Annotated in this window: 22 protein-coding genes and 5 pseudogenes; 16 read left to right on the top strand and 11 right to left on the bottom strand. The window is 40.2% G+C overall.

Features of this window, described 5'->3' with window-relative positions:
* Window positions 1–17 precede the first annotated feature (17 nt).
* A complete protein-coding gene (locus tag LEP1GSC190_RS18350; protein ID WP_002749464.1) occupies window positions 18–1,409 on the top strand; it encodes a PrsW family glutamic-type intramembrane protease in 1,392 nt (463 codons plus the stop codon).
* Here the strand turns inward: LEP1GSC190_RS18350 and LEP1GSC190_RS18345 are convergent.
* From LEP1GSC190_RS18345 to LEP1GSC190_RS18305, 8 genes and pseudogenes are all read right to left on the bottom strand, one after another.
* Complete coding sequence (locus tag LEP1GSC190_RS18345) at window positions 1,392–3,491, bottom strand: hypothetical protein (protein WP_086005257.1); 2,100 nt, start codon at window positions 3,489–3,491, stop codon at window positions 1,392–1,394. The two genes, LEP1GSC190_RS18350 and LEP1GSC190_RS18345, sit on opposite strands and share 18 nt — an antisense overlap.
* 106 nt (window positions 3,492–3,597) lie before the next feature.
* Window positions 3,598–4,056: a TraR/DksA family transcriptional regulator gene (locus LEP1GSC190_RS18340; protein ID WP_002749537.1), complete on the bottom strand. Its 459-nt coding sequence runs from the start codon at window positions 4,054–4,056 to the stop codon at window positions 3,598–3,600.
* Window positions 4,057–4,073: 17 nt separating this feature from the next.
* Window positions 4,074–4,238, bottom strand: a complete 165-nt coding sequence (rpmG, locus tag LEP1GSC190_RS18335; protein WP_002722197.1) for a 50S ribosomal protein L33 — start codon at window positions 4,236–4,238, stop codon at window positions 4,074–4,076.
* A 383-nt stretch (window positions 4,239–4,621) separates the two neighbouring features.
* Window positions 4,622–5,035, bottom strand: a pseudogene (locus tag LEP1GSC190_RS18330) (hypothetical protein); the annotation flags it as partial.
* A 611-nt stretch (window positions 5,036–5,646) separates the two neighbouring features.
* Complete coding sequence (locus tag LEP1GSC190_RS18320; RefSeq protein WP_002749670.1) at window positions 5,647–6,591, bottom strand: bile acid:sodium symporter family protein; 945 nt, start codon at window positions 6,589–6,591, stop codon at window positions 5,647–5,649.
* Between the two features lie 287 nt (window positions 6,592–6,878).
* Window positions 6,879–8,036 carry an aminotransferase class V-fold PLP-dependent enzyme gene (locus tag LEP1GSC190_RS18315; RefSeq protein WP_002749329.1) on the bottom strand — a complete coding sequence of 386 codons (1,158 nt, stop codon included), beginning with the start codon at window positions 8,034–8,036 and terminating at the stop codon, window positions 6,879–6,881.
* Window positions 8,036–8,920 (bottom strand): ferritin family protein, encoded by an 885-nt coding sequence (locus LEP1GSC190_RS18310; protein ID WP_002749390.1) that lies wholly within the window; start codon window positions 8,918–8,920, stop codon window positions 8,036–8,038. Before LEP1GSC190_RS18310 ends, LEP1GSC190_RS18315 begins: the two co-directional genes overlap by 1 nt.
* Before the next feature lie 62 nt (window positions 8,921–8,982).
* Entirely contained in the window at window positions 8,983–9,609 is a 627-nt protein-coding gene (locus LEP1GSC190_RS18305) for a lysoplasmalogenase (RefSeq protein WP_002749507.1), read from the bottom strand.
* 90 nt (window positions 9,610–9,699) lie between these two features.
* Between LEP1GSC190_RS18305 and LEP1GSC190_RS18300 the strand changes: the two genes are divergently transcribed.
* The 6 genes and pseudogenes from LEP1GSC190_RS18300 to LEP1GSC190_RS18270 all read left to right on the top strand — a co-directional run bounded on the left by LEP1GSC190_RS18300 (window position 9,700) and on the right by LEP1GSC190_RS18270 (window position 17,133).
* Complete coding sequence (locus tag LEP1GSC190_RS18300) at window positions 9,700–10,689, top strand: TerC family protein (protein WP_002749559.1); 990 nt, start codon at window positions 9,700–9,702, stop codon at window positions 10,687–10,689.
* Between the two features lie 90 nt (window positions 10,690–10,779).
* Window positions 10,780–12,660 (top strand): methylmalonyl-CoA mutase family protein, encoded by a 1,881-nt coding sequence (locus LEP1GSC190_RS18295; RefSeq protein WP_002749580.1) that lies wholly within the window; start codon window positions 10,780–10,782, stop codon window positions 12,658–12,660.
* Window positions 12,657–14,855: a methylmalonyl-CoA mutase gene (gene scpA / locus LEP1GSC190_RS18290; protein WP_002749204.1), complete on the top strand. Its 2,199-nt coding sequence runs from the start codon at window positions 12,657–12,659 to the stop codon at window positions 14,853–14,855. The genes LEP1GSC190_RS18295 and scpA overlap by 4 nt, the downstream gene beginning before the upstream one ends.
* Window positions 14,856–14,868: 13 nt before the next feature.
* On the top strand, window positions 14,869–15,903 hold the full coding sequence (meaB, locus tag LEP1GSC190_RS18285; RefSeq protein WP_002749402.1) for a methylmalonyl Co-A mutase-associated GTPase MeaB: 1,035 nt from the start codon (window positions 14,869–14,871) through the stop codon (window positions 15,901–15,903).
* A gap of 635 nt (window positions 15,904–16,538) precedes the next feature.
* A pseudogene (locus tag LEP1GSC190_RS21255) lies at window positions 16,539–16,820 on the top strand (type II toxin-antitoxin system RelE/ParE family toxin).
* A gap of 10 nt (window positions 16,821–16,830) precedes the next feature.
* Window positions 16,831–17,133 (top strand): HigA family addiction module antitoxin, encoded by a 303-nt coding sequence (locus tag LEP1GSC190_RS18270; RefSeq protein WP_002749284.1) that lies wholly within the window; start codon window positions 16,831–16,833, stop codon window positions 17,131–17,133.
* 612 nt (window positions 17,134–17,745) lie between these two features.
* On the opposite strand, the pseudogene LEP1GSC190_RS20880 reads toward LEP1GSC190_RS18270, so the two are convergent.
* From LEP1GSC190_RS20880 to LEP1GSC190_RS18255, 3 pseudogenes are all read right to left on the bottom strand, one after another.
* Window positions 17,746–17,838 (bottom strand): annotated as a pseudogene (locus LEP1GSC190_RS20880) (DNA methyltransferase); the annotation flags it as partial.
* 32 nt (window positions 17,839–17,870) lie between these two features.
* Window positions 17,871–19,090 (bottom strand): annotated as a pseudogene (locus LEP1GSC190_RS18260) (IS256 family transposase).
* Between the two features lie 67 nt (window positions 19,091–19,157).
* Window positions 19,158–19,307 (bottom strand): annotated as a pseudogene (locus LEP1GSC190_RS18255) (DNA methyltransferase); the annotation flags it as partial.
* 206 nt (window positions 19,308–19,513) lie between these two features.
* On the opposite strand from LEP1GSC190_RS18255, the gene LEP1GSC190_RS18250 reads away from it, so the two are divergent.
* The 9 genes from LEP1GSC190_RS18250 (at window position 19,514) to LEP1GSC190_RS18210 (ending at window position 26,378) form a co-directional block, all read left to right on the top strand.
* Window positions 19,514–19,891 (top strand): LIC20211 family lipoprotein, encoded by a 378-nt coding sequence (locus tag LEP1GSC190_RS18250; protein ID WP_036048612.1) that lies wholly within the window; start codon window positions 19,514–19,516, stop codon window positions 19,889–19,891.
* On the top strand, window positions 19,863–20,402 hold the full coding sequence (locus LEP1GSC190_RS18245; protein WP_002749194.1) for a hypothetical protein: 540 nt from the start codon (window positions 19,863–19,865) through the stop codon (window positions 20,400–20,402). Before LEP1GSC190_RS18250 ends, LEP1GSC190_RS18245 begins: the two co-directional genes overlap by 29 nt.
* A gap of 1 nt (window position 20,403) precedes the next feature.
* The gene (locus LEP1GSC190_RS18240; protein WP_036036103.1) at window positions 20,404–20,829 is read left to right on the top strand and encodes a hypothetical protein; all 426 of its coding nucleotides are present in this window, start codon (window positions 20,404–20,406) and stop codon (window positions 20,827–20,829) included.
* Window positions 20,830–20,839: 10 nt separating this feature from the next.
* Window positions 20,840–23,446, top strand: a complete 2,607-nt coding sequence (locus tag LEP1GSC190_RS18235) for a TonB-dependent receptor plug domain-containing protein (RefSeq protein WP_002749631.1) — start codon at window positions 20,840–20,842, stop codon at window positions 23,444–23,446.
* Window positions 23,446–23,964: a hypothetical protein gene (locus LEP1GSC190_RS18230; RefSeq protein ID WP_002749608.1), complete on the top strand. Its 519-nt coding sequence runs from the start codon at window positions 23,446–23,448 to the stop codon at window positions 23,962–23,964. Before LEP1GSC190_RS18235 ends, LEP1GSC190_RS18230 begins: the two co-directional genes overlap by 1 nt.
* A 73-nt stretch (window positions 23,965–24,037) precedes the next feature.
* On the top strand, window positions 24,038–24,652 hold the full coding sequence (locus LEP1GSC190_RS18225) for a MotA/TolQ/ExbB proton channel family protein (protein WP_036036102.1): 615 nt from the start codon (window positions 24,038–24,040) through the stop codon (window positions 24,650–24,652).
* Window positions 24,653–24,674: 22 nt separating this feature from the next.
* Entirely contained in the window at window positions 24,675–25,079 is a 405-nt protein-coding gene (locus tag LEP1GSC190_RS18220) for an ExbD/TolR family protein (RefSeq protein WP_002749515.1), read from the top strand.
* Window positions 25,080–25,097: 18 nt separating this feature from the next.
* Window positions 25,098–25,736, top strand: a complete 639-nt coding sequence (locus LEP1GSC190_RS18215; RefSeq protein ID WP_002749301.1) for an energy transducer TonB — start codon at window positions 25,098–25,100, stop codon at window positions 25,734–25,736.
* 183 nt (window positions 25,737–25,919) lie between these two features.
* The gene (locus LEP1GSC190_RS18210) at window positions 25,920–26,378 is read left to right on the top strand and encodes an LIC_20196 family exoprotein (protein ID WP_002749252.1); all 459 of its coding nucleotides are present in this window, start codon (window positions 25,920–25,922) and stop codon (window positions 26,376–26,378) included.
* Window positions 26,379–26,385: the final 7 nt, after the last annotated feature.

The raw sequence follows: 26,385 nt of genomic DNA, 5'->3' as shown, positions 1-26,385 counted from the left end.
CGATACTTTAAAGGAATATGCTCCTTTACTTAAAATTTGAAGGACTCTTAGTCACCTTTTTGAAGTTCGGCACGGCGGTTTCCGCCGCCGGATTTTATTGGTTTTTTTATCGCAACACGTACTACCATCCGAATCGAAAGAGTTTCGATTTCTCGGCGATCTTCTGTGGAATTTTAACTGTAGGGTTGGCAATCTTTCCGGAAATATTAGCAAAACAATATATAGACGAAAACTCTTATTTTGAAAGAGCCTTCTATGGTAGTTCCCTTTTAGAGGAAATCCCAAAACTGGTTGTCATCCTTTGGTATTTTAAAGGACTGAAAACGGTTTATAACACTTCCGATGGAATCTATTTCGGGCTTACATTAGGCGCCTCTTTCGGACTTCTGGAGAATTTTCTGTACGCTCCGATTCTGGACTTTTGGCCATTGTTTTTAAGGGCTGTTACTTCCCTGCCAATCCATACGTTTACCGGAGGAATTTACGGTTTTGCGACGATGCAATACTATCATTCCAGGCCCTCTTCGTTTGATTTTTTGGGAATCCTTTATAGTCTGTTCGGATGCTTTCTGTTGCATGGAACATTTAATTATATTTTGCTTATAAATGGAAATTTTATGATTTTACTTCCGTTCATCCTTGCGGCAGGATTTTTTGTTTTGGAATATCTACTTACGATTTCCCAAAACATCCTTCCGATCGAAGTTCTACAAGCGATCGGATTGTTTAGTGACGATTATCAAGTGATTTCCAGATTCACCCGTTATGATTCGTGGATGCGTTCCAGTCAAAGTCGGAATCAAAAGGTCGATCCGATTCCTTTGTTTCGACAACTTTCCAAAGGAAAAATTTTCGTATCCGTTTTTCTTTTTTTAATTCCGTCTTTATTATATTCTATTTATTTAAATTTTCCGGAAAAAATTCCTCTTCTTCTCGGAGGAATACGCACTTCCGAGTTTATTGGACTTTTTTTGATTTATCCAATCTGGCTCAGCGTCTTGATTCTTTTTAGGGGAATTTTCAATCCTAAATTTTTTCGGGAAAGAGTTCTCAAAATTCCCTTGTTTATTGCTGTAGCTATCATTCAGGAGGAAAAGGAATATCATTCTTTGGCGTATTCTCTTTCTAGAAAGGGATTTTATTCTCCGGTCGAAAAAACACTGAACATAGGAGATCGTGTCTATGTTACCTTTTACGTGGCGGGTAAGGAATTTCTTGATATTCTTGCAATTCCCGTTTGGTTAAACGTGAGAGAAGGTGATCCTGAGTTTGAATCTGGTGCCGTTTTTATTTTCGTGAATCCACCTTGGAAACTTCTTTTTTGGAGATCATTGGTGCGGGTGAAACAACAATTTCAGAATCTGATTTATCAAATTATACATCCTGTCAGTTCATCTCACTCGGTTTAGACCGTCAAAGCCTTCTGCAAAGATACCGAATTCTTTTACATGGATTCCGAGAAAAGGGCCGGAAAGAATTTCTGCTTTCATGTATTTGGCGTTGTCCGGAACGGTTAAACCGATCGTACTCGCGTTCGTAAATAAAGGCAGAGTTTTGGATTGAATTTCGATCCAGTCCGGTCCTAGAAAGGACCAACGGACATAAATCTTATCATTCTTAGAAAGTTTTTTCTCTTGAGGAACAAAGGCTTTCAAATGTATCGGAGTCCTACTCGCTAAAACCCAGGTTGCACCGGAGGAAAATTCGTGATAACGAATCCCGTTTTGAATCAGGTTTTGCCTTTTAGCCATAATTTGGTAGGACTTAAGTTCCGCATAACGGAACTCGGGTCCACGTAGATTCGGTGCAATCCCGATCAAAGTATAAGACAGAGAAAAAGAACCGAGAAGTAATACGAAAAGGTTGAATCCTGCTACGACAGCCTTGTGCAATTGTCTTATTTGAGGGAAAGAAGACGTAACGAGCCAAAGACAAAAAAAAGCGGTTGCTCCACTACTTCCAATCCAAGGCATAAAGAAAATTGATATCGGTAGAAGTAGAATCAGAACTTTCCAATGATCACGTAATGCGATTTCCAAGCCAATCCATGTTAAGAAAACGAGAATTAGAAAGATTCCTCCGTCATGTAATAAGAAAAGAAAGGAAGGGAGTCCGAGTTCCCGAATTCCTCCAGGTGGTACTGGATTTGTGGATCTAGAGTCGATCCAATTCAGGACAAAGCTTCCGGCGCCATTACCCATCCAAATTGATTGTTTGGCCCAGTTCCACGCGGATCTGGTTTGGATCCATCCCTCTCCCCAATACAGATCCAAAAAACGAGCAAGATTGCCGTTGGGACTATGATAACTTTTGGTCCAAGTTTGATAAAGTTCCTGCCAGGACTCGAATGACCAAGAAAATGATCCCATCCATAAAATCAAAACCGTAATAACGATCCATATGATCCCACAGACCGGAATGTAGGATAATTTCCACCAACGGTTTCGAATTTTAGAAAAAGCTGTAACTGAATATCCGTATATCAAAAGGGTAAGAAATAAGATCCAAGAACCTGCACTGAAATGTTTTCCTAAAATGAAAAAAGGAAGAACAAGCCCTAGGCTCAAAACGATCTTCGTGTGGAAACGCCAGCTTCTGGAATGAAGATAATAAAAGAAATACGCGATTAAAAGAGGGAAAAACCAATTGAGAGAACCGGTATCCGCAAAAAAGCCGGAAACGGAATAAGAAGCGCCGATCATAGGAGTGAATGGAATTACGGAATGTTCGGTAAGTCCTTGAATTAAGAATAGTATAATATTTAAAAATACTCCCGCAAAAAATCCCTGTCTCCAATACTTAATGGGGGAATCGCTTTCGTGAGAGGATGATTCCTCCGCAAGAAAATAAAGAACGGCGAGCATCCAGGAACCGAAAAAGTCCAAACTAAGACCAAATGCGTATCTTGAGCTAATTCCAGGTAAATAAACGGTGTCTAAAATACCGAAACCTTTGAACGGAGGCGCATTGAAATAAACAAAAAATCGTTCCAAAAGAAGCAATGAGAGAAAAATCAAAATTCCAGTTTTAGGGTTTTGATGGAATGGTAAAGATGATTTGTAAGGTCGGTTAATATAAAAAAAACGGAATATAGGGTCTTCTTCATTTATCGTTTGTGTATGAAAAGTGGAAATGTACTGTCTCAAAAAAATTCCGAAAGTTGCTCCTGCAAAAAGCCCACTCAAAGAGCTGAACATTGCGGTTTTATCATAGAGTAGTCCCGGTAGAATAAGAGCCCCCGCCATTGTGAACATTCTTCCGGGTTTACGATGATAGAGATTAGGTATAAATCCGAAAAGAAATTGGATCGTTCCAATAACGACAACCCCTGCTCCTTCCGTTTCTCTTACGAAAAGAAAACTTCGGAATAAAATGTAAGAAAGGACGGAACAAAGAATGAGTCCGAAAAAGGTAGGGGTACGAAGAAGTTTTAGTCTATTGAATAATCCAGACACGAATAAAGAGGATTTTGGAAAAGATTTAGATTTCAATCGAAAAACGATTGAAAATACGACTTCCGAGAAATTGGAAATTCTCTTCTTACTTCAAAAAACAGTATAACTTAGATGATGAATGAGGACAAAAAAGAATTGAGGTTTAGTCGTCCATCGAATCCATATCGGATGGGATTTTATATGTGCCTGTAAGGTTACCCGCGTTATTGCTCTTCCGAGAAAAACCCTTACTTTTCGAAAGAGTTTCCGCGTATTCTACGGTATAACGGGTCCAAGGAATCGCTTTGAGACGTGCGATCGGGATTTTTTTGCCTGTTCCTTCGCAAACTCCGTAAGTACCATCTTCGATTTTTTCTAATGCGGCATCGATTTCACGGATTGTTTCTATCTCCGCTTCAGAAAGAACGGAACTCAAAGTTTCTTCGTTGATTTCGGACGCGATGTCCGCAATGTCTCCCATTTCTTTGAGACCGGAAGGCCTGCTATTATCTTCCCAATGGGCGTATTTTTCCAGAAGAGTATTTTTTTTCTCGTGGAGGAGCTCGGCGATTTCTTGGAGAGCTTTTTTATCGTATGCCGGAGCTGTTTTTTTTGCAGTCATCCTAGTACCTAGAAACCTTAGACCTTGGTTTCCTTGTATTCGGTGTGTTTTCTACAAAATTTGCAGAACTTTTTAGTAACCAATTTTTCCGTCTTAGCTTTTTTGTTCTTGGTGAGAAAATAGGTGCTTCTTCCCTTGGAACAGCCTGGTTCCTGACAAACGAGCTTGATAATTTCTCTCATGGCGCTAATGTCTCGATTTCAATAAATTTCTCTCAGTAGACGGAATAACCCGCATTTTCAAGTCCAACTTCTCTGAAAATTTAGAAATTAGACTTAAAAAACCTACTAGAGGTTGTTCATTGTGCTAGAAAATGGGAAAGGGCTTAAAAATCAAGAAGGATTAGAGAAAATTCCCGAAAAAGAAAGAGTTTTTTAAATGAGTAAAGTGGTATTATCCACAATTTGAAAGGGATTTTAGAATAAGAAGAATCAAAAAGGATTTTTGTGGGAGTTCCTACGTTGATTTTAGAGGTTAGGATTTTACAACAGTACACTTTCTTCTTCGATGACTCGTTTCCGTAAAAACTTCATAGTTAAATGAAAGATTTCCTTTTGTTCTTTTTTCAATGACAATCGGAATATCGAATTCCCTTGTTTTGTGTCGTTGTTCCTACCGAAATCGATTCTGTCTTTGAGAGTTCTCGCAGATTGGGAACCGTGTTTTTCTCGCAGGTCCAATTTGCAGTGTTTGTTTGAATGTTCAGATTTCCGCATCCTCCTATAAAACTCAGATTGCGCCAAACCAAAACGTCCAGATTTTGAAACGGAATCCGTTGCGGTGTTCCTCCTTTAGGGGCTGAAATGATTCCGATCTTGAAGGAATTCTCCCCTTGAAAATGATAAGACCATTCGTATTCCATAACGTTCGAATTTCCTTCGACTCCAATCATGTCCGGAATTGATCCCAAAGTTAGGGAAAATGTAACATTAGTCGCGTTGTCTTGCACGTTTCCGGAGATCAGATCGAGATAGTCTATTTCCGTTGCTTTTTGTCGATTACCGATTTTCTCTTGAAATAGAATCCATTTCTTTCCGTTTTCTTTGCGGATCGTATAAGAAAAGAATTGGATTTTTTTGCCTTCCAGAAAGTCGGGCGGATGAGGGAGAATTTCTGCGGTTGAAAGTAGTTCTTTTTTGTTCGTGTTCTCTTCTAGATTCTCCCAATTGGATTTTATACCAACTTGGTAGAAATATAATCGTAACTTTTCATAAAACTAAGAAATTCTCATATTTGTATTAGTGGGTAGTTCTCGACCTCGCTTTTTCCCCAGATGTGTGGTTAATAAATCAAGTTTATAGAAATCAAACTGCTTGATGAACGAAATGAGGAGTAAAGAATTTCAACGCCTACTTATTAAAACGTAGGATTTACGTTCTATTACGAACTTATGAAATGATAGAGTCTGATTTTTCAGGTTTTGAGATAAATTCTAAATGAAATAATTTAAATTTTCTTAATTTTTAATTCTGTAATGTAGTTATTTTAGAACAACAGACCATAAGAATACCCTGTCAAATTTCCACAGGTTAAGAAAGTTTCAAATTTACATTTTACATATCTCTAACTGTGAGGTTCGGGAAAAACGAATTATTCTTCCGGTGTTCGTTTTCTCCAAAATGCCGCAAGTAAACTTCCGATTAGGGAATGTACGAGACTGGAAATCGCCGCCGGGATTGCAACCAACGGATCTTGAAAATTATTTCTGGAAAGGACAACTCCCAAACCTGAGTTCTGCATCCCTACTTCGATTGAGATCGTTCGGGATGTTTTTTGTTTTCGGATAAATAACCAGGATAAAAAGTAGCCGAACAAAAAGCCTGAAATGTGTAAGCTGATGACTGCGGCGATCAGGGTTCCCGCAGATCGGATAATTTTATCTCTGCCCGCCCCTAAGATTGAGGCGACGATCATCGTGATCAGTAAAACGGCAATGAAGGGAGATATGGCTTGAATTTTTTTGGAAATTTTCGGGAGATAAAAGTTGAGCAAAATTCCAAGCACTGTCGGTAAAATGACGACTTGAAATGTGTCCAAGAACAGTCCGCTCACGGAGGCTTCGACACCTTTACCAATTAAAATAAGGGTAAGTAACGGAGTCATAAAAACGGAAAGAATTGTCGAGGATGCAGTCATAGATACGGAAAGGGCTAAATCTCCCTTTGCAAGATAGGAAATAACATTAGACGCAACACCGCCGGGACAACAAGAAACGACGATGAGTCCTGTCGCTAAAGGAGTTGGTAGATCGAATAAGATTCCAATTCCCCAGCCTGAAAGCGGCATCACAGTATATTGTAGAATCACTCCTAAAAAAACGGGAATCGGTGTCTGAAAGACGTTTCGAAAGTCCTGGGGTAAAAGTGTGATTCCCATACCGAGCATCGTAAAACCGAGACCGTAAGTGATCCAAATCCCGGTAAACCAGATAAACCATTCAGGAAAGAAAAAAGAAAGAATGGATCCGGTTAGAACCCAGATCGGAAACAACAACGTGCCAATTTCTCCGATTTTTTGTAGTTTGTTTCTCGCCAAATTTTGATTACAGCTTTTCCTAAAAAATAAGTTTTCTATCACCAAATGGAACTTGAAAGGAAAACTTAAAATCTTCGAACACTGAGATAATTACATTATATTTCAAGTCGTTTGGTAAACTTAGAATTTTGTTTTGGAACTATAGTTTCACACTTTCTATTATGACTTTATATGCAAGTTCAGGGTGGACCTAAATGTTCTTCACAAGAGGATTGTTGTACTTCCACGACTATTTTATTTTCAATCCCAGGTAATTTTTGAGTGAAATTATGCCCGCTTGGTTTTGTTTAACTTGGAAAAGAACTGAGTAATTCCACGACTCGATCCAGTTGATCTTTGCGGTTATAGATATGCGGAGAAAATCTTACTTTCCCGAGGCGCAGGGCACACATTACTCCGTTTCTCTTCAGATAAGAAACGAGTTCTTCCATAGGAACTCCTTCCTTATGTCCTACCACGATTCCAGTTCGATTGTCGGGGAAATGATCGAGTTCTATTTGAAACCCAATGTTTTTCATTCCTTCGGAAAGATAATCCGCGAGTTCATAAATTCTTTCCATGACGGAATGAAATCCTATTTTCTGAAGCATTTCAAGTGAGGATTGAAAATATACCCAGTCGATAAAATTTCCGGTAGAAATTTCATAACGATCTGCTCCGGATTTTAATTCGGCGCGATAAGGCAAGTAAACCTCGTCGTTAACTACGGAGCCTGTTCCTTTAAACGGAAATGCAAGCGTATCGATTTTATCTTGTTGGATGTACAACATTCCCAAACCGAGAGGACCTAAAAGCCATTTCCAAGCGGGGAAAGCGATGTATTTTAATTTCATCTTTCTAACATCAACCGGAACCAAACCTATTCCTTGAGCACCATCCAGAACGAACTCAATCCCTTTAGAATCCAAAAAAGTTCCGATTTCTTCTAGGGGGAACGGCATTCCCGTACACCAATGAACGGCAGAAAGAGCCACGATTTTGGTCTTGGAGTTGACGGAAGATTTTAGATTTTCTAAAAACTGATCCGGGGTAAAGGCCATCGGAATAAATCCGATCTTAACTCCTTTTTCTTTCCAGTGCTCCCAAGGATAAATATTGCTTGGATATTCGTTCTCTAAGAGCAGAATTTCATCTCCGTTTTTCAAATGAAAACCTAAAGAAAGAAAATTCATCCCTTCATTTGTGTTGTGGATGATACAAAGTTCTTCCACGTCGCAATTGATGAGTCCCGCCACGATCTTTCGAATCGATTGTTTTACGGAAGCATATTTACGTACTTCCGTTAAGCCTCCTTTTTTAGAATAACCTTCCAAGTATTCCCTGACCGCCTGGATTGTATGTACGTTGCAAGGAGTTGTTCCGCAATTGTTCAACCAAATCATTTCCTGATTTATGGGATAAAGATCTTGGATTTCTTTCCAATCAATGATCGCGGTGGATTGCATTACCTTTTTTTCTTAGCCTTTACCGCTGACTTTTTTTTAGGCGTCGATTTTTTTGGAGAAACCTTTTTGGTTGCGCTTTTCTTCACTGCTTTTTTCGGTTTCGCAAGCGTTTTCTTGGTCGCCACTTTTTTCTTAGAAGTCGCTTTTTTGGCTACTGGTGGTTTACTTGCAGCTTTCTTTTTAGAAGCCGCTTTTTTTGCGCTCGCCGTTACGGCAGATTTGGTAGTTGTAGCCGGTTTTGGAGAAGTTGCAGGTTTAGTTGTAGCGGTCTTTGCAACCGGGGCTACAGCCTTCGGTTTTTTCAAGGTCGGAGTTTTTTCCGATTTAGACTCCGCCTTAGCCACTTCTTCCGCTTGTTCGTCCCAAAAAAAAGTTCCCTGACCTGAACCGGACTGATCTAATCCGTTCAGCTCAGTTTCCAGAAGAGATTGATAGTTTTGATTGTAGTCTTTCAATTTCGTGAAAAGAGATTTGATGTTCACGTCTTCGAACTTGTTTGCAAGTTTTTCATAAAAAGAAACGCTATTCTCTGCTTCTCGAATCGCAAGTTCAAGAGCTTCGTGTGCATCTTTGGTTCCCGGACCAGCGATTGTTCTTTCCACCTTATTCATCAATTTTTGAAGAGTCGAATCGTGGAATTTATGGATTGCGGTAAGTTGTTTGAGATTCGGGAGTTCGGATCCTTCCGCTTGCTCGTACAATTCCGTAATAAATTTGATATGATCGTCCACTTCCTCTGCTAGTCTTTCAAAAAGTTCCTTGGTGTCTCCGGGAGGAAGTTTTTCATACGTACTCATATAAAATTCGAAATAATCTTTTTCGTGCTGAATCGCCGCGGCGACCGCTTCTAAAAATGTGGTTTCTTTTAAAGGTTTAATATTCATGATAAGATTCCTCCCGATTTCTTTGCTATCTTAGTTACATTACCGACTGAATCAATAATTATTTAATTTTCTGCCATAGATTCATAGATGAGAAATTGCGCCGCATAGTAAGTCGACATGATCCAAACTCCGGTCCAAGGAATCGGAATCGTCGTAAACTTATTCATTGCAATGAAACTATCGGATAAGATAAAAAGTAGAGAGCCCGCTAAGGATTTCCGGAATGATAAACTGGAACATTCCCTAGACGCCGCTCTCCAACCCATTGTACAAATCGCGATAATATAAACCGCGACTGGAACGTAAAGAGAAACCCCGATCCCGGAAAAAATCCAAGTGTAAAAGAAAATTCCGAATGTAAAGAATGGAATTGATCGGACAATATGTACCGGATTTCCGATCGAGAATCCAATTGAATATAAGATCTGAGCCATAAGAAAAGACCCAAGCCCAAACACAAAATAATTTCCGGGAAGAGCTAAAAAAGCGTCTCCGAATAAGGAAAAAATCAAACCTGCGAAAATAAATTTTCCAGCTTTGTCTCTCCAGTTACCTTTGAAGAAAGAAAGAAAAATCAAAATGAGAATTGGTAGGATTTTGCTTCCGAGTTTGAAAACGATTTCATTAGGAACAAAATACAAAACTAACAAATGAGTAATAGAAGCTATGGAAAATAAGAGTGGAATCATAATGGGGCCTTCTTTATGGGAATTGGGATTGTAATTTTGTAAAGAGACGGTACTTTTGTCATCTAAGAATCGTACAAACAAAGAGGGAATATGGGGCATTGGAGTTCGGGGGAATTGATCTTAGCCGTTGTTTTTGCCGTGGTTTTAGGTCTTCTCGTTTATTTGGATCTTTTCGTTCTCAACAAAAAAGCCCACAAAATTCCTTTCAAAGAATCGATTTATTGGTCTCTTTTTTGGTTCAGCCTTGCGATTTCTTTCGGTATTTCCATCTACGTTATGAATCAATCGCCAGACGATCCGACTCTGGGAAAAACCAAAGCCCTTGAATTTATCACCGGTTATTTTCTAGAGTATTCTCTTTCCGTGGATAATCTTTTCGTCTTTATCATAGTCTTTCAGAAATTTCGGATAACGCCTCAATATCAACCTTTGATTTTAAAATGGGGAATCATCGGAGCTTTGTTCTTTCGTGCAATTATGATCTTCATCGGAGCAGAATTGGTTTCTCAGTTCGATTGGGTCCTATATCTTTTCGGGATTTTTCTTCTATACACCGCGATGAAAATGTTTACTCATCGCGAGGAGGAGGATTTTCATCCGGAATCTTCTCCCGTAGTTAAACTTGCAAAGAAAATTCTCCCGATGACTCGGGGCCATTACCCAGAAAAATTCGTTGTTTTAGAACACGGGAAATATTTATTCACTTCCACATTCATTACCCTTTTGATTGTGGAATTCAGCGACATCATGTTTGCTCTCGATTCGATTCCTGCGGTTTTTTCGATTACTACGGATGCGTTTATCGTTTATACTTCCAATATCTTTGCTATCCTCGGACTTCGTTCTCTTTATTTTATGCTTTCGGGTGTGATGGAGCTTTTCATTTTTCTCAAACGGGGAGTTTCAATCCTTCTCGCGTTTGTAGGAATCAAACTCCTGCTTCCTCTTTTTTCTCCCTATGTTTTTGGGTATGAAATTCACATTCCGATTTTAGTTTCTCTGGGAATCATCTTAGGGACGTTGGTTGTTTCAATTTTGGCTTCGGTTCCCCATTATCTCAAAATCAAAAACGGAACTTAAAAGCGGGTTTTTGACTTTACACCGGAGTCTTGCAAGGTTCCCTAGAAAGGGAACCTTATAGAAGCTTCCTAAAAAAAGAGAAAAATCAAAATGGCTGATCAAAAACTATTTACAGACTTCCCTACCGCTACTCGGGAAGCCTGGATTGCACTCATTCAAAAAGACCTCAAGGGAGCGGACTTTGAAAAGAAACTAGTTTGGGAAACGACGGAAGGATTTAAGATCCAACCTGTTTATACGAAAGACGATATCAGCGATAAACAATGGCTAACTTCCAATCTTCCCGGAACTATTCCCTTTGTTAGATCCACTCGAAAACTCGTTCAAGACTGGAGCATTCGACAAGACTTCGATTCACCTTCGGTAGCCGAGGCCAATCGATTGGCAAAAGAAGCGACGGCTAACGGTGTGACAGCAATCGGATTTATCATCGAAAATAAAACCTCTTCTCAAGCAGGGATTCCGGTACATTCTTCTAAAGATTTGGAAACCCTCATCGAAGGACTTCCTTTCGATGAAGTGACTCTTCACTTCATCGCGGAGGAAAAATCCCCCGAAATTTTTTCTTGGCTTCCCAAAGACAAAATGTTTGCCGGAGGACTCGGATACGATCCGTATCGGATTTTACTCAAACACGGAAAATCGGGAAAACATTCGATCACGGGGCTCAAAGAAATTTTGGAAACAATTGCTTCTTCTTGGCCGTATTACAGAGGTTTGTCGGTAAATTCTTCTACATTCCGGGACGCGGGTTCCACTATTTCGGAGGAGCTTGCATTTACGCTGGCGGCAGCAACTGAGTATGTACAACAACTTAAGACGATTGGAATGACCGTGGATACGATCGCTTCCCAGTTGATGTTCGAGTTCTCCATCGGTCCGGATTACTTTTTGGAAATTGCAAAGTTACGCGCCGCGAGAATTCTTTGGGCTGGGATTCTCAAAGAATTTTCTCCCAAGGAGGAAAATTCTCTCCACGCTTTTTTAAGCGCACAAACTTGTAGATATAATTACAGTGCCTATGATCCAAACGTGAATATGCTTCGTGCAACAACCGAGGCCATGTCCGCCGCGATCGGTGGTTGTGAAGTTATCAGCGTTTCTCCATACGACAACATTTTAAAAACTTCCGATTCGTTCTCCTTGAGAATCGCTCGGAACATCCAATTGTTGATGAAACACGAATCACACTTAGATAAGGTAGTGGATCCTTCCGCAGGTTCGTATTATCTTGAGTCGCTCACGGATTCGCTTACAAAAAAAGCTTGGGAAATTTTCTGTGAGATCGAATCCGTTGGAGGATTTTTAGAGGCCGTTCAAAAAGGAATCATACAAAAAAGAATCGCTGAGTCTAGAAAAAAGAAAGAAGAAAATTTTGCCAGCCGAAAGGAGATTCTTCTTGGAACTAATCAGTATCCGAACGGAGAAGATAAAGTCCCTACTCTCAATCAGAATCAAACATTAGGCGATATCGAGAGTATCTCAGGCGAAATCACTTGTGAAAGAATCTCAGAATTCAGAGCAGGTGCCGGAATCGAAGAGATTCGATTCGGGACTGAGAGTTTTTCGAAAAAGACCGGAAAAGTTCCGACTGTTCTTCTTCTCCCGATGGGAGATCTCAAAATGAAAAAAGCGCGTGCCATTTTTTCACAAAATTTTCTGACTTGTGCGGGCTACAAGGTAGTCGATCCGGGAAGTTATTCCACTCCCGAAGAAGCGCTTCAAGGTTTGAAAGAAACAAAAGCGGATGTAGTCGTTTTCTGTACAAGCGATGAAGAAATAACCGATTTTGTGAATTCTACCTTCGCGGTTTTAAAAAAACAAAATCACCATCTGGTCGGGATTATAGCGGGAAATCCTACAGAACAAATCGATTTTCTAAAATCCAAAGGGATCGAATTTTTCATTCACGTCAGGTCCCAACATTTAGAAACTCTGAAACTCATTCAAAAAAGGCTGGGCATTCGATGAAACGTCCGAATTTCGATCCAAAACGTTATGCGTCACATGGAAGTGGGAATGTTTCCAAATCCGACTGGGAAAAAGCTGCCCTTGGAGATTTAGGCCTTAATTCCATGGAACAAATTTTGTGGAATACTCCTGAAAAAATTCCGGTCAAGCCGGTTTATACCGTAGAAGATCTGGAGGGCATGGAACACCTTGATTACGTTGCGGGAATTCCTCCTTACTTACGCGGTCCTTATTCCACGATGTATGTTCAGCAACCTTGGACCATTCGTCAGTATGCTGGTTTTTCCACTGCGGAAGAATCCAACGCATTCTATCGTAGGAACTTGGCTGCGGGACAAAAAGGTCTTTCGGTCGCGTTCGACCTAGCGACTCACAGAGGATACGATTCCGATCACGAACGAGTGGTCGGGGACGTGGGAAAAGCGGGAGTTGCGATCGATTCGGTCCTGGATATGAAAATTCTATTCGATCAGATCCCTCTGGATCAAATGTCCGTATCAATGACGATGAATGGAGCGGTGATTCCTGTGTTGGCGTTTTACATCGTAGCCGCCGAAGAACAAGGTGTCGGTGCGGACAAACTTTCTGGCACGATTCAGAACGACATTCTAAAAGAATTCATGGTGCGAAACACCTACATCTATCCACCGGCACCATCGATGAAAATTATCGCAGACATTTTCAAATACACTTCCGACTTTATGCCCAAGTTCAATTCGATTTCTATTTCGGGTTATCACATGCAAGAAGCCGGAGCCACAGCGGACATAGAACTCGCCTACACTCTCGCAGACGGTTTGGAATATTTAAGAACAGGAATCAAAGCGGGAATGGACGTGGATACGTTTGCGCCTCGCTTGTCTTTTTTCTGGGCAATCGGAATGAATCACTTTATGGAAATCGCAAAGATGAGAGCGGGACGTCTTCTCTGGGCTAAACTCGTAAAACAATTTCATCCTAAGAACTTAAAATCTCTCGCGCTTCGAACCCATTGCCAAACTTCGGGCTGGAGTTTAACCGAACAGGATCCGTTCAACAACGTAGCACGAACCTGTATTGAGGCATTGGCCGCTGCACTTGGTCATACCCAATCCCTTCATACGAACGCGCTTGACGAAGCGATAGCCCTTCCGACGGATTTCTCCGCGAGAATCGCAAGAAATACTCAGATTTTTCTCCAAGAAGAAACAAACATTCACAGAGTCGTGGATCCATGGGGAGGGTCGTATTACGTGGAATCTCTGACACATTCTCTCGCGCATCGTGCTTGGGAACTCATCGAAGAAGTGGAAAAGTTAGGCGGAATTGCAAAGGCAATCGAAACCGGAATTCCCAAAATGAGAATTGAGGAAGCTGCCGCTCGCAAACAGGCTAAGATCGATTCCGGGAAAGATGTGATCGTAGGAGTCAATCGCTACAAAGCGGTTGCAGAAAAACCTTTAGACATATTAGATATCGATAATACTGCTGTGAGAGAGTCTCAAATCCGTAGACTTCAGGAACTCAAAAAAAATCGAAACGACGTAGACGTAACGTCTGCACTCGACGCGATCACAAAATGTGCAGAGGGTGGAGAAGGAAATCTTCTAACGCTTGCGGTGGACGCCGCTCGTAAACGAGCGACCCTCGGGGAAATTTCGTACGCTATGGAAAAAGTATTCGGAAGATACCAAGCCACAATTCGTTCTATCTCGGGTGTTTATTCCTCCGAAATCGAAGACGATCCGGATTTCAAAAAAGCGAAAGAACTTTCGGACCGATTTGCGATTTTAGAAGGGCGCCGTCCTAGAATCATGGTGGCTAAGATGGGACAAGACGGACACGATCGAGGCGCGAAAGTGATTTCTACGAGTTTTGCAGACATGGGATTTGACGTCGATATAGGACCCCTTTTCCAAACTCCTGCGGAAGCCGCCAAACAAGCAGTGGAAAATGACGTGCATATTCTTGGAATTTCTAGTTTAGCTGCAGGTCACAAAACCCTTGTCCCACAGGTCATAAAAGAACTGGAAAAACTTGGAAGAAAAGACATTATGGTTGTCGCGGGCGGGGTGATCCCCCAACAAGATTATGATACTCTTTATAAAGCGGGAGTTACTGGAATTTTCGGACCGGGAACAAAAATCTCCAAAGCCGCTGTGGGTATTTTGGAACTTCTCATTCGAGATTTGGAAACTTCTAAAGTAAACGTATAAAGGAAAATCGTCCTTGAGTTCTGGAGAACAATCCGAGATTCCTCTCCAATCCACCGGGATATCCAGAAAGGTTCTCCCGACGGCGGAAGAATTCGTCCAAGGAGTTCTTTCGGGGAACAGAGTAATGCTCGCCAGAGCGATTACTCTCGTCGAAAGTTCGCGCGCCGATCATAAAGAACTTGCGGAAAAGATCATAGAAGCTTGCCTTCCTCATTCCGGCAAATCGATTCGGATCGGAATCACAGGAATTCCCGGAGTCGGTAAAAGTACATTCATCGAATCCTTCGGAATGTATACCATCTCTCAAGGAAAAAAGTTAGCCGTATTGACTATTGATCCTTCCAGTCAAATTTCGGGGGGAAGTATTCTTGGAGATAAAACGAGAATGCCCGAACTCTCAAGAAACGAATCCGCGTTTATTCGCCCTTCTCCCTCGGGGAAATCCTTAGGAGGAGTCGCCCGAAAAACGAGAGAAACGATTTATCTCTGCGAAGCGGCGGGCTTTGATACGATCTTTGTGGAAACCGTTGGAGTCGGGCAATCGGAAACGGTAGTGCATTCCATGGTGGATTTGTTTTTACTTCTTCTCATTGCAGGAGCGGGAGACGAACTCCAAGGAATCAAACGTGGAATCATGGAAATGGCCGATTTGCTAGCCATAACAAAGGCGGACGGAGACAACAAAACAAGAGCCGAAATAACCAGAACCGAAACTCAATCTGCAATTCACTTTTTTCCAACCAACGAAAACGGATGGATACCCAAGGTGTCTACTTGTTCTTCTCTCTCGGGAGAAGGAATTCCCGAAATTTGGAATCAAATTTTAGAATATGAGAAAACTTTAAAGTCGAACGGTTACTTCGAAATCCGAAGAACGAATCAAGCAAATTATTGGTTAGAAGAATCCGTATCCGAACATCTTACGGAAGATTTTAAGACTCAAATGAAAGATCTCTACAAAGATATGAAAGAAAAAGTGAGTCGTCATCAGATCAGTTCCTTTCAAGCAGCAGAGAAATTGATCACAGAATATCGAAAACGTATTTAAGAATAAATCGATTTAGATTTCATTTCTAATGCGATTTTTAATTTTTTCCCTTTTTTATAAGACTTACAGTGCGTCCTAAAACCCGTCGAGCGACAATAGAAGCGAGACGGCTTGAGTTTCTTTGAGCGACCCGTCGGGAGCGAACGCTTTAGTTTTCTGCTTTGTCAGCAAGATCAAGCTGCAAGGTTTTGTCCAGGTTCTTATACAAGTGAATGGTCCTCTTTATTATCTTACAGAATTATTTTTTTAAGTCGTTTACTGAAATTTAATTATATTCTTGATTTGGAATGTATAGATAAGGGAGTCGTCTTTTGTTTTATTTTCTCAATGAGATGTAAAAAAAATAAACTTACTATTCGAACGGATGAAAATGGTACCGAAAATTAATGGGTAATTTTTGTAAAAGTATAGAAAAAAGAAGTTAATTCAGAAACAAAAAATCCGTTTATCGAAAGACAAAGAATCGAAGAACTACGGCGAGCAACCCAAAAATTCTGGGAAACCAGAAATATAATTGTAGATATAACCAACTGTTTTAATAAAGCTGCCCTAACTTCGTCTCCTCGCTCCGTTCGAGTAGAAAATGGAAATATATCTCCTTGACAAATGTATCTGTATTGCAAATATATTCTTGAATGATTAAATCTTTTGGGGATAAAGAAACAGAAAGAATCTATCACCAAGAGTTTTCAAAGAAAATTCCACCAGAAATTCAAGCAGGGTGCTAATCAAACTTCTCATTTTAGAAAATGCGGAGAAAGAAGAGGATCTTAAAAGTCCTCCAGCTAATAGATTTGAGCATTTAAAAGGAAATTTAAGGGCTTATTGCTCTATTAGAATTAACGACCAATGGAGATTAGTATTTAGATTTTCAGACCGGAAATTGTTTTGAAGTTTCCATAGTAGATTATCATTGAGCAGGTAATTATGAAGACTAAAAGAATTCCTACGCCGACAGTTTCTCAAATACTGAGAGAAGAATTTCTGGATCCCTTAGAAATTACCCCGTATCGTTTAGCAAAAGAATTACATGTATCAACCTCCACTATTTTGGAGATTCTTCATAATAAGCGTAAAGTTACTGTAGACATGTCGTTGAGGTTAGCGAAGTTCTTTGGGATGTCAGATAAGTTTTGGATAAATTTACAGAATGATCTTGAGATAAGAAAACAGAAAGAAAAATTAAAGCTTAAACTTGATAGTATTCAAACACTTCCAAGAACGGGTTGATTAAAAGCCCAAGTGTTTTACTGTCGGCTCTCTGACACTGCGCTTCACAACTCTTGCTTGCCTTCGGCGTATTTTGTTTCCGTCACTTCGCTTGCAAAGCAAGCTCGAGTCGTTAAGCCTTGGTCGATACCATTCTGTGAAAATTTTATTACTTTAAAAATTGTCATATAATTATATTTACGATCAATAAAAAAAAGACCCCTCTTCAGAGTTTAAAAAAGTAAATAGTATGGGAAAGTAATAATTATTCTGTAGGATTTGCTTTGGAAGGCAATAGGAAAGAATTTTAGAAATACCTCCTAACGCTTTGGAACCGATTCCGGACACATACAAAAGTAATGATTGAGAATTGGATCACCGTATTTTTGATTGGAGAAGCGGTCTCTTTGTTTGCTGGAATATTTTTCTACCTTTATTTTAATCTTGTACTACGAACGAAACTCGCAAAATCAATAAATTTCCCTTATAAAACCTAAAAACCCTACTCTCAATTGATAAGAAGAAAAATAACCAAAGCAAGTAACCCAAAAAAACACCATCCCACAAGAGTTACGAGTGTGGTGTATAAAAGAATGTCCACTTTTATGTGACTAAACATAAGGGATGTTTTGATTAGGAAGATAAGGTTAGATCCGAAAAAAGAGTTTCTACGTTTTCTTTTTTGGCTTTAGAGATTCTGGATTTAGCAAGATCGAAATATCCTGAGGGTGTCAGCGCTCCTGTGTAAATGACATATCTTAAAACGAATCGAACTTCAACCGATCCTCGAAAATAATCGAAAATTGGTTCATGGCTTTCCCCCAATCTTGAATAGGCATGGTCCATTTTTTAGACATATTATTCAAAGCTAAATAAAGAAGCTTGATAGCCGCTTCATCGGTAGGAAACGAACCCCGATTCTTGATAATTTTTCTTAAACCCATATTCATAGATTCGATAGCGTTTGTGGTGTAAATCGCCTTACGAATATTAGGTGGATATGCCAAAAAAGGAATCACCGATTCCCAATTGTTTCTCCAGGACTTGCTGATCATCGGATATTGACTGTCCCATTTGGTTGAAAAATCATCAAGGCTTTTCTTAGCAATCTCTGCCGACGGAGATTTGTAGATAGCCTTTAAATCAATCATCAACTCTTTCTTCTGTTTGTAAGAAACCCATTTCAAAGAATTCCTTACCATATGAACGATACAAAGTTGAACTTGTGCATTAGGAAAAACTGATATGATCGTATCCGGAAATCCCTTTAACCCGTCGACACAAGCAATTAAGATATCTTCAACTCCGCGATTCTTTAAATCGGTTAAGATCTGAAGCCAGAACTTCGCTCCTTCAGTGCGTTCTACCCAGATCCCAAGAATCTCTTTTGTTCCCTGTAGATTGATTCCTAAAGCCAAATAGAAGGATTTGTTCACTACGTGGTTACCATCTCTCACCTTTACGACTAACGCGTCCATGATGAGAATCGGATATACTTTATCCAATGCCACTCAATCACCGTTTCCAGTACCGAATCGGTGACTTCTGAGATCAGATCCGCTGAGACTTCCACTTGATAGATTTCTTGGAGATGTTGGGTAATTTCTCGTGTGGTCATTCCGCGTGAATACATCGAAATGATTTTGTCATCGAAGCCGGTAAAACGTGTCTGACCTTTTTGTATGATCTGAGGTTCGAAACTGCCGTTTCTGTCTCGAGGTATTTCCAAATCGATTGTTCCAAAATCTCCTTTGAGCTTTTTGCTACTTTTTCCATTCCGAGAATTTCCTGTGTTATTTCCCAACGAGGAATTCTTCTCGTATCCAAGGTGATGCGTCATCTCACCTTGCATCGCTCGCTCTATCAGTGATTTCGTTAGTTGCTTTAAGAGGCCTTCATTTCCCAGTAGATCTTCAGGACTCTTATCTTTGATTAATTCATCGAGTAGCTCTTCAGCTCGATTTTTGGGGTTGCTCATATTGGGTTTATCCTTGTTACTTTTTGGTTATTCACAAGTCATTTACACAATCAAGCCGACACTCTCAATATCCTTTGTCTTTTTCGATCCCTATGAATCTTCTCTCAGTCTTAATGCAAGAAATACCGGTAGTACCCGAACCCATACAGTGGTCTAAAACTGTATCGAATTTGTTTGTATAGGAAAGAATTAAGAAGTTCAGCTTTTGAGTCGAGTGCGTAGTAAAAGACGATCTCCGGTGAGCAAAAGTCACCATATTCATCCGAAAATAAATTCAACAATCGAAATCTATAATATTTAAATCTAAAATTTTTCTTGCACTGGCATATCCCATAAATAATACCAGTAGATATAATCTTCTATCAAATAATTAAGATGCAAAACTAATTGGAAGTAAATTAACTAGGATTGCAGGTGGGTATTGTGAAAACTTTTCAAATTCTTTCTTTATTTTTTGTATCTTTGATTCTATTCCATTGTGCAACTTCTTCCGCTGGAATTGCAACAAGTAACATTCCAGTTGCGGATCGTAAATATAACGTGATCGGTCCTGTGGAAGGGCATAAAATCTGGAGTACGTTTGATATCGCAATTGTGGGAATCCCCCTCTCTGAACCTCCGATCGACAAAGTAGTAACTACGATGTTGGCTGAAAAGGAAGCGGATGCTTTGATTAATATCCGTTATTGGACGGATAAATACATTTTTCTTTTCCTCACCGTCAATAGGCTCCATATCAATGCGGAAGCGATCAAATTCGAGGATCAACTCAATGGCCAGAACGCCAAAAAAAGAAAATAAGAATCTTATCATTGGGTTTTTAACGATCTTAATCTTTTCCGTTCTCGGAAATTGTATGGGAGCTACCTTATTCAAACCGGGCGGGCGTGTGCGTGCGCCAGCTCTTTATGATTCGGCAACGATTATACGAACTTCTGAATATGATATTTTAGAAAAAGAATCAGAAGGTGAGTCTTCAACGTTTTTTATCTTCGGAATCATTCCAATCACAAATCCGATTAGTATCGACTACGCGCTCAGCCAAGCGGTTCAAAAAGTTCCGGGTGGAAGAAGTCTCATAAATATCAAAGTTTGGCACGAAACACATGTCATGTTTCCTCTTGGGACAGTTTCCGTTTTGAAAGTCAAAGGTAGTGTAATTGGAAATAAAGAGGAAGCGGAAAAGGAAAGACTGAGATTGGAATTACAAAAGAAAGAATTTTCCACGGATGCCACTCCTTCAAAAGATGAAAAACCAAATCCGACCCTTGAGTCCGGAGGGATTTCCGTGGGAGGCAATAAAAAGAATTAGTATGTTAAAATATTCTTTAGTAAATTCTGTAAATTCGGCCTTAGTCAAAAGAAATACCTTCAGACACAGATTAGTGTGTTTGCAACGTTCTTTCTTGGGGTTTATTTCCGTTTTGATCCTGGCAACATTTTCGCAAAATTGCACAAAATCCGAGGTTGTTTCGGCGGGGGATTCTCAAAGTCAGATTTATGCCGCCGCAAAGTATTTGAGCAATAAATGTGGAAACCCGATTCCTACTCCGATTCCGTTTACCGTGCAAGGTGTTAAACAAAGAAATTTAGATATCTGTACGATTGCAATCACCCGTTCGGAATGTCCTTTTGTTTCGTATCCTTTAGCTTGCGTTTTGATCTATGTGGACAATCCCATCGGCGATATACCTTGGTATATAAACTTTCAGGAAGTATTTGTAAAAATTAAATTATAGTAAGGCGACGATGAAAATCATTAAAACCATATTAGTCATTCTTCGTGCCGTATCAATTGAGCGATTCGTAACGTTGAAAAAACGAATTTCGTTTTTATTTCTTATCTTTCTTACGGTTCCAACTATGGAAGTATTTGCGGAAGTTTCTTTCCGTGCCCGTGTTTATTCTCGTAGTAAAAATTCGGGAGAGGCAAACGTAAGGGTTCTGCTTTCTGAAACTAAAAAGTTCTATCAGACCAATGCGGAAGGATATTTTCAAGCGGTAGCTCCTTCTTCCGGTGCTTATACGTTTCGTATTTTAAAAGATACAGGGTTTCAAGAAATTCGCAAGGAAATCGGGGAAGGAGAGGAACTTGTCATTCTTGATTCCGATCAGTCGCCCAAAAGTGGAAGCAGTGGTGGATCGAAAGGTTCAATCATCGACGTAACCGGAGAGCGAGAAAAACAACTCATGTCTCGCACCAAACTTCGCTTTGAGGAGATCAAGCGAATGCCCGGTACTTTCGGAGAACCGCTTCGCTCGATCGAAACAATTCCTGGAGTCGTTCCTGTTTCCGCTTTTGGAGGTGGTGCAAGTAACTACTCCTTCCGAGGTGCCGATCCGACTACGAACCTTTATCTTTACGACGATCTTCCGATTTTATATCCATTTCACTTTGACGGTTTGACTGCTACGATCAACGGAAACTTAATCAAATCGATGGACGTTTATACGGGAGTTCTCCCCGCAAACTTCAACAACGCGTTAGGGGGGGTGATCGAAATCGAATCTCCCGATAAAGTGGAACGATCCAGCGGAAATTTTTTGTCTTCTCTCTGGGCCGCTTCCGCGAATTACCAAACCACTTTTGCGAACGGAAAAGGTTATATCCTAGGAGCTGTGAAAGTCGGTTATATGGATAAAACGTTTGAGACTCTCGGAACTATTACAGGCGTTAGCTCTCTTCCAGACGGGGTGCGTTTACCGCGTTATACGGATTCTCAAGTGAAAATGGTCTATAACTTTAACGATAAACATCAGATTTCGTTCTATTCTTTAACTGCAAAAGACGATACTGCATTCAATCCTCCCGTAAAAAGATACAACGACCCTACCAAGGACCAATTTGCCGAATATTCGGGCGGAAATCTTTCAGTGGGACAAGGTTATCGTACTCAAGCCTTACGTTATATTTGGAGACATTCCGAAAAATTCGTTAATCGAATCACCTTGATTAGTTACGATCCGTTTGTGGATTACAACGTTTTATTCGGTTCTCTGAAAGCAAAACAAAAAGCAAGCGGCGCTTACAACGGGATTCGACAAGATGCTTATTGGGAGCCGAATAAACATCTAACCTTGGAATTCGGTTCCGAAATGCGATTTCTCAACTATAGTACTACAGGAAATACGATCCAACAAACCGATTCTAATAATCCGGATCCGAACCCGTATGATACGGTAACTCCCGATTTTAAAACCGTTTCGGATAACAATCGAGTACAAAGCAAATATTATAACGCTTATACAACGATGAAAATTAAATTCGGCGGACTACTCATCGAACCCGGAGCAAGATACGATTACATTCCTTATATCAAAAACGGCGCTCTCGGTCCGAAAGCACAAATATCTTATAAGTTCGAAGAAGGTCCCCTTAGAGGAACTACCGTTTTCGGAGGTGCGGGGAATCATTTTAACTTTCCATTGGATACCCGTTTTTCCGAACAAAGTGGAAATCCTCACCTGAAATTTCAAAAAGCTTTTAAATACGGCGGAGGGATCGATCATCAGCTCACTTCCAATTGGCAAGTCAAAGGTGAAATCTTTAAACAAGAATTCTCCAACTTGATCGGAACCGATCCTTATATTACGGAGATTATTGGAACTAATCCGGATCAGTACGGAAAAGTCTTTCAACCTTACATTCTCAATAAACCTCTCAATTATGCGAACAACGGATCCGGTCATTCCCGAGGTTACGAACTCCTAATCCGTAAAGTTGCGACTCCCGGAAAGAGAGATTGGTTCGGTTGGATTTCCTACACTTGGTCTCAAACATTCAGAAATCCTAATATTTATAAACCTGATGGAATAATAGCTCCCATTGCTACCGGGCCGGAACAAAGATTACTCGCTCAGTCCTATCATAACTCGAAGGAAACCTTGTATGATTACGACCGTACTCATATCATCAACGTAGTTTTCGGTTGGAAATTCAGCCAGAATTGGCAACTTGGCGGAAGATGGTCTTACTTAACTTCCATGCCAATCACTCCAATTGTAGGAGACGATGGCGGTAGATTTTCTAATCCGGCGAACAACCAAACGATCTGGGCGCCGGTTTCGGCAAACAATCCGTATCTCGCCGACTATGTTAATACGAAACGTCTTTCGGATTATCATAGATTTGATATCCGAATCGATAAATTCTTAAATTACGAGTGGGGCTATATAAACACGTTCTTCGAAATTATCAACGTCTACATGAGGCAGAACGTTTCTGGAGAAGCTTTTAACGTTACGCGCCCTTATTCTTCTACAAACCCGAAACCGAGTCCGACATTTGGGACAATTACATTATCGGGTGGAGTGGTTATTCCATTCTTTAACATAGGAATCGAGGTGAAGTTCTAATGAAAAAGAATCCGTTCATCACTATTTCGTGGAAGCGAATCGGAAACTTTTCGTATTTCCTACTTGTATTCCTTTTGATTTGGGATTGTAATCTTCCGAACGAAAACGATAATTTCAACAGAGAAAACGAAAAAAGAGTCCTTCTCCAATATTTACTTTTGTCTCCGACGGATCCGGTTGAATCTTGTGTCACATCTCTACAAGCGGCTCAAACTTGTCTGAACAAAACTTCCGATTTACCAACCCCACTTTCGGAAGCTGCCATCGTTACCTTGTTTAGCAATGGGAACACATCACTTGGAACGTATCAAGATTTTTGCAGTGTTTTGCTAAATTCCTCTACGTTCGCAAAATTTACGAATAGAGCTAAAACCTGCGTAATGAATTGTAATCGATCCTATTGGTCGAGTAAAGATTCTGCGGGAACCTGCGGGGAAAGTGGGCTTTCTCAGATTTCAGGATTATCTACCGGGACCTTTTCTTGCACAAAAACTTGTGTGAGTATTTCCGGGGAATAAAAAATATTGTTTTAAAAAGAACGTTTGTGACCTTATCGGTTTAATAAAATAAAATATATTAGAGGATCCAATTATGACTATGTTTTTAGTTGAGTACGGCGAGACGTTCATTTTTATTGTCATGCTCGTAGCCAGTATTATCGCTCTTGCAGTAGGAACAGAAAGAATTCTAATTTTTCGTAGAAACCTTAGAAATACTGACGTAGTTTTGCCTATCTTAACCTCTGAAATTAGAAAGGGAGATTTTGGGGCCGTAAAGACTGTAGCAAGTGAAAACCCCACAAATATATATGCAAAGTTTTCCCAGTTTTCCACAGAAAATTACGGAGCTGGTCACGAAGCCCTCGCAGAGCTGCAAGAAGGTAAAATCATCGGAGAAAGAGTTGAACTCGAAAACCACCTTCCGATTTTAAACACTTTAGGAAATAACGCACCTTTTATTGGTCTACTGGGAACGGTTCTTGGCGTAATCAAAGCCTTCTATGGGCTGGGAACGTTAGGAAGTACTGGAGCTGAATTCGTAATGAGAAGTATCTCTACAGCTCTTCTTGCAACCGCAGCTGGATTAGGAGTTGCAATTCCGGTCGTAATGGCGAACAACTATTTTACTCGTAAATTAAAGGTCATTCAGGCAAATTTGGAAATTCTTTCAAAAGAGTTTCTTGCAAGTCTTTCCCGTAAGAAATAAACTTATAAGGAGAAGGTAAAACATGGCAGGTTCTGCTCCCTCCGGCGACGGAGAAGAAATAGGCAATATTAATATCACTCCGATGGTGGACGTGATTCTAGTTCTTTTAGTGATCTTTATGGTGACCGCTAACTTCTTAAAAAAAGAATCCATCAACATCAACCTTCCCAAGGTTGCGGCGGCGGATCCGAATGTAGCTCAATCGATTCAAGTCGCTTTGACTAAAGACGGAAAAATTCTGATAGAAGGAGCGGAAGCTTCTATAGAAAAATTACAAGCTCAACTTGAAAGAGATTCTAAAATTAAACCGAATATGCGTCTGACTCTTTCAGCCGATTCTTCTCTTCCATATGGGAAAATCGCGGAAACAATGGGAGTGATTCGTAAAGCTGGAGTTACTAGAATTGCGCTTTCGGTAAAACGTTAAGGGAAACGGGAAAGTAGAATGGTAAACGTTTCTGAAATTAAACAAAAGATCATTCGATTCGGCTTGTTCCGATTTTGTCTGATCGTGTCTTTTACTTTGCATTCACTTTCAATCGGAATTTATTTCATTGCGACCTATATTCCCGATATGGAGGTATCTTCTGAGGATTTGAATACCCAGGATGTGGAAGTGGATTTAGAAGACATTCCTCCCGAATTGATCGGTGGGACCTCTTCTCCTGCTCCCGTTGAAAAACAGGAATGGGTGGAAGGTTCCGACAAAAACGCAGATGATCCGATCGACGAAGATCTGAATCCAAACGCTCTTTCCGGCAACGGAACCGACAAAGACGGATTTTTATTTTCTTACAACGGAGATAAAACTCCAACTCCGATTATCGATTTTGACTTGAGAGATTTTTTTCCACCCCAAGCAAAATCCGCCGGGATCGTAACAAAACAAGTTGTGGTTATTGTTCAAATCGATGAACAAGGAAATCTGCAAGGAGCAAAAGTCGCTTCCGGAAAGGCAGGCTTCGGTTTTGACGAAGCAGCGCTTAAAATCGTCAAACTGGCACGCTGGAGTCCTGGGTACGTCCAAGGAAGGCCGACAAAAATGTCGCATCGGGTTCCGATTCATTTCAATCTCGAAGACTGATTTTATTTCAAATTTCAGCTCTTCGAGGTTTCGTTTCTACTCAAACAATAATACTTTTTCGTTTTCCATTCTTTTCAAGAATCAGAAGTTCTCTTCTTTGAAATTTAAAAAATTCCTTGCGGAGTCGAATTGTAAGTTCATACTTCATTTTTGGCTGAAAAAAATCAGCCGATGGAGATAAAGATGAATTTGAAAGCGTTTGCTTGGATCGGTTTACTATTTTTTACTTTGCCGCTTTTATCGGTACCCACTCCCCCTACTCTTGAACATCAGGTTAAAAATTCCGATTACATAGCTCTCACTCGAATTACAAACGTTCGCGAAAAAAAAATTTCCGAAACTTCGATTTCCGTAATAGCTACAGTTGAAATTCTAAAACCCTGGAAAGGCGGAGAAAAACTTCCCGCCAAGTTTGAAATCGGATTTATGATCTTTCCGGAGCTTTTAGGAAAATGGTTGAAAGCCGCTCCTCCTGAAGGGGATTATATTCTATTTTTAAATCAAAAAACAGTTAAAGATAGCAAAGGAAATGAATCACAATTAATTACACTCTACGAACCCCATCCTTTTGCGTTTAAAGAATATTCCAGAGAAACGGAAGACAAAATCCGAGAAATAGTTCAATCCCAAAAAGGGAATTAAAAGGAAA

It is taken from the genome of Leptospira mayottensis 200901116 (genome assembly GCF_000306675.2).
GTDB classification, from domain to species: Bacteria; Spirochaetota; Leptospiria; order Leptospirales; family Leptospiraceae; genus Leptospira; species Leptospira mayottensis.
Note: the sequence above shows the minus strand (reverse complement) of the source record. Positions and strands in the feature narration are given on the sequence as shown.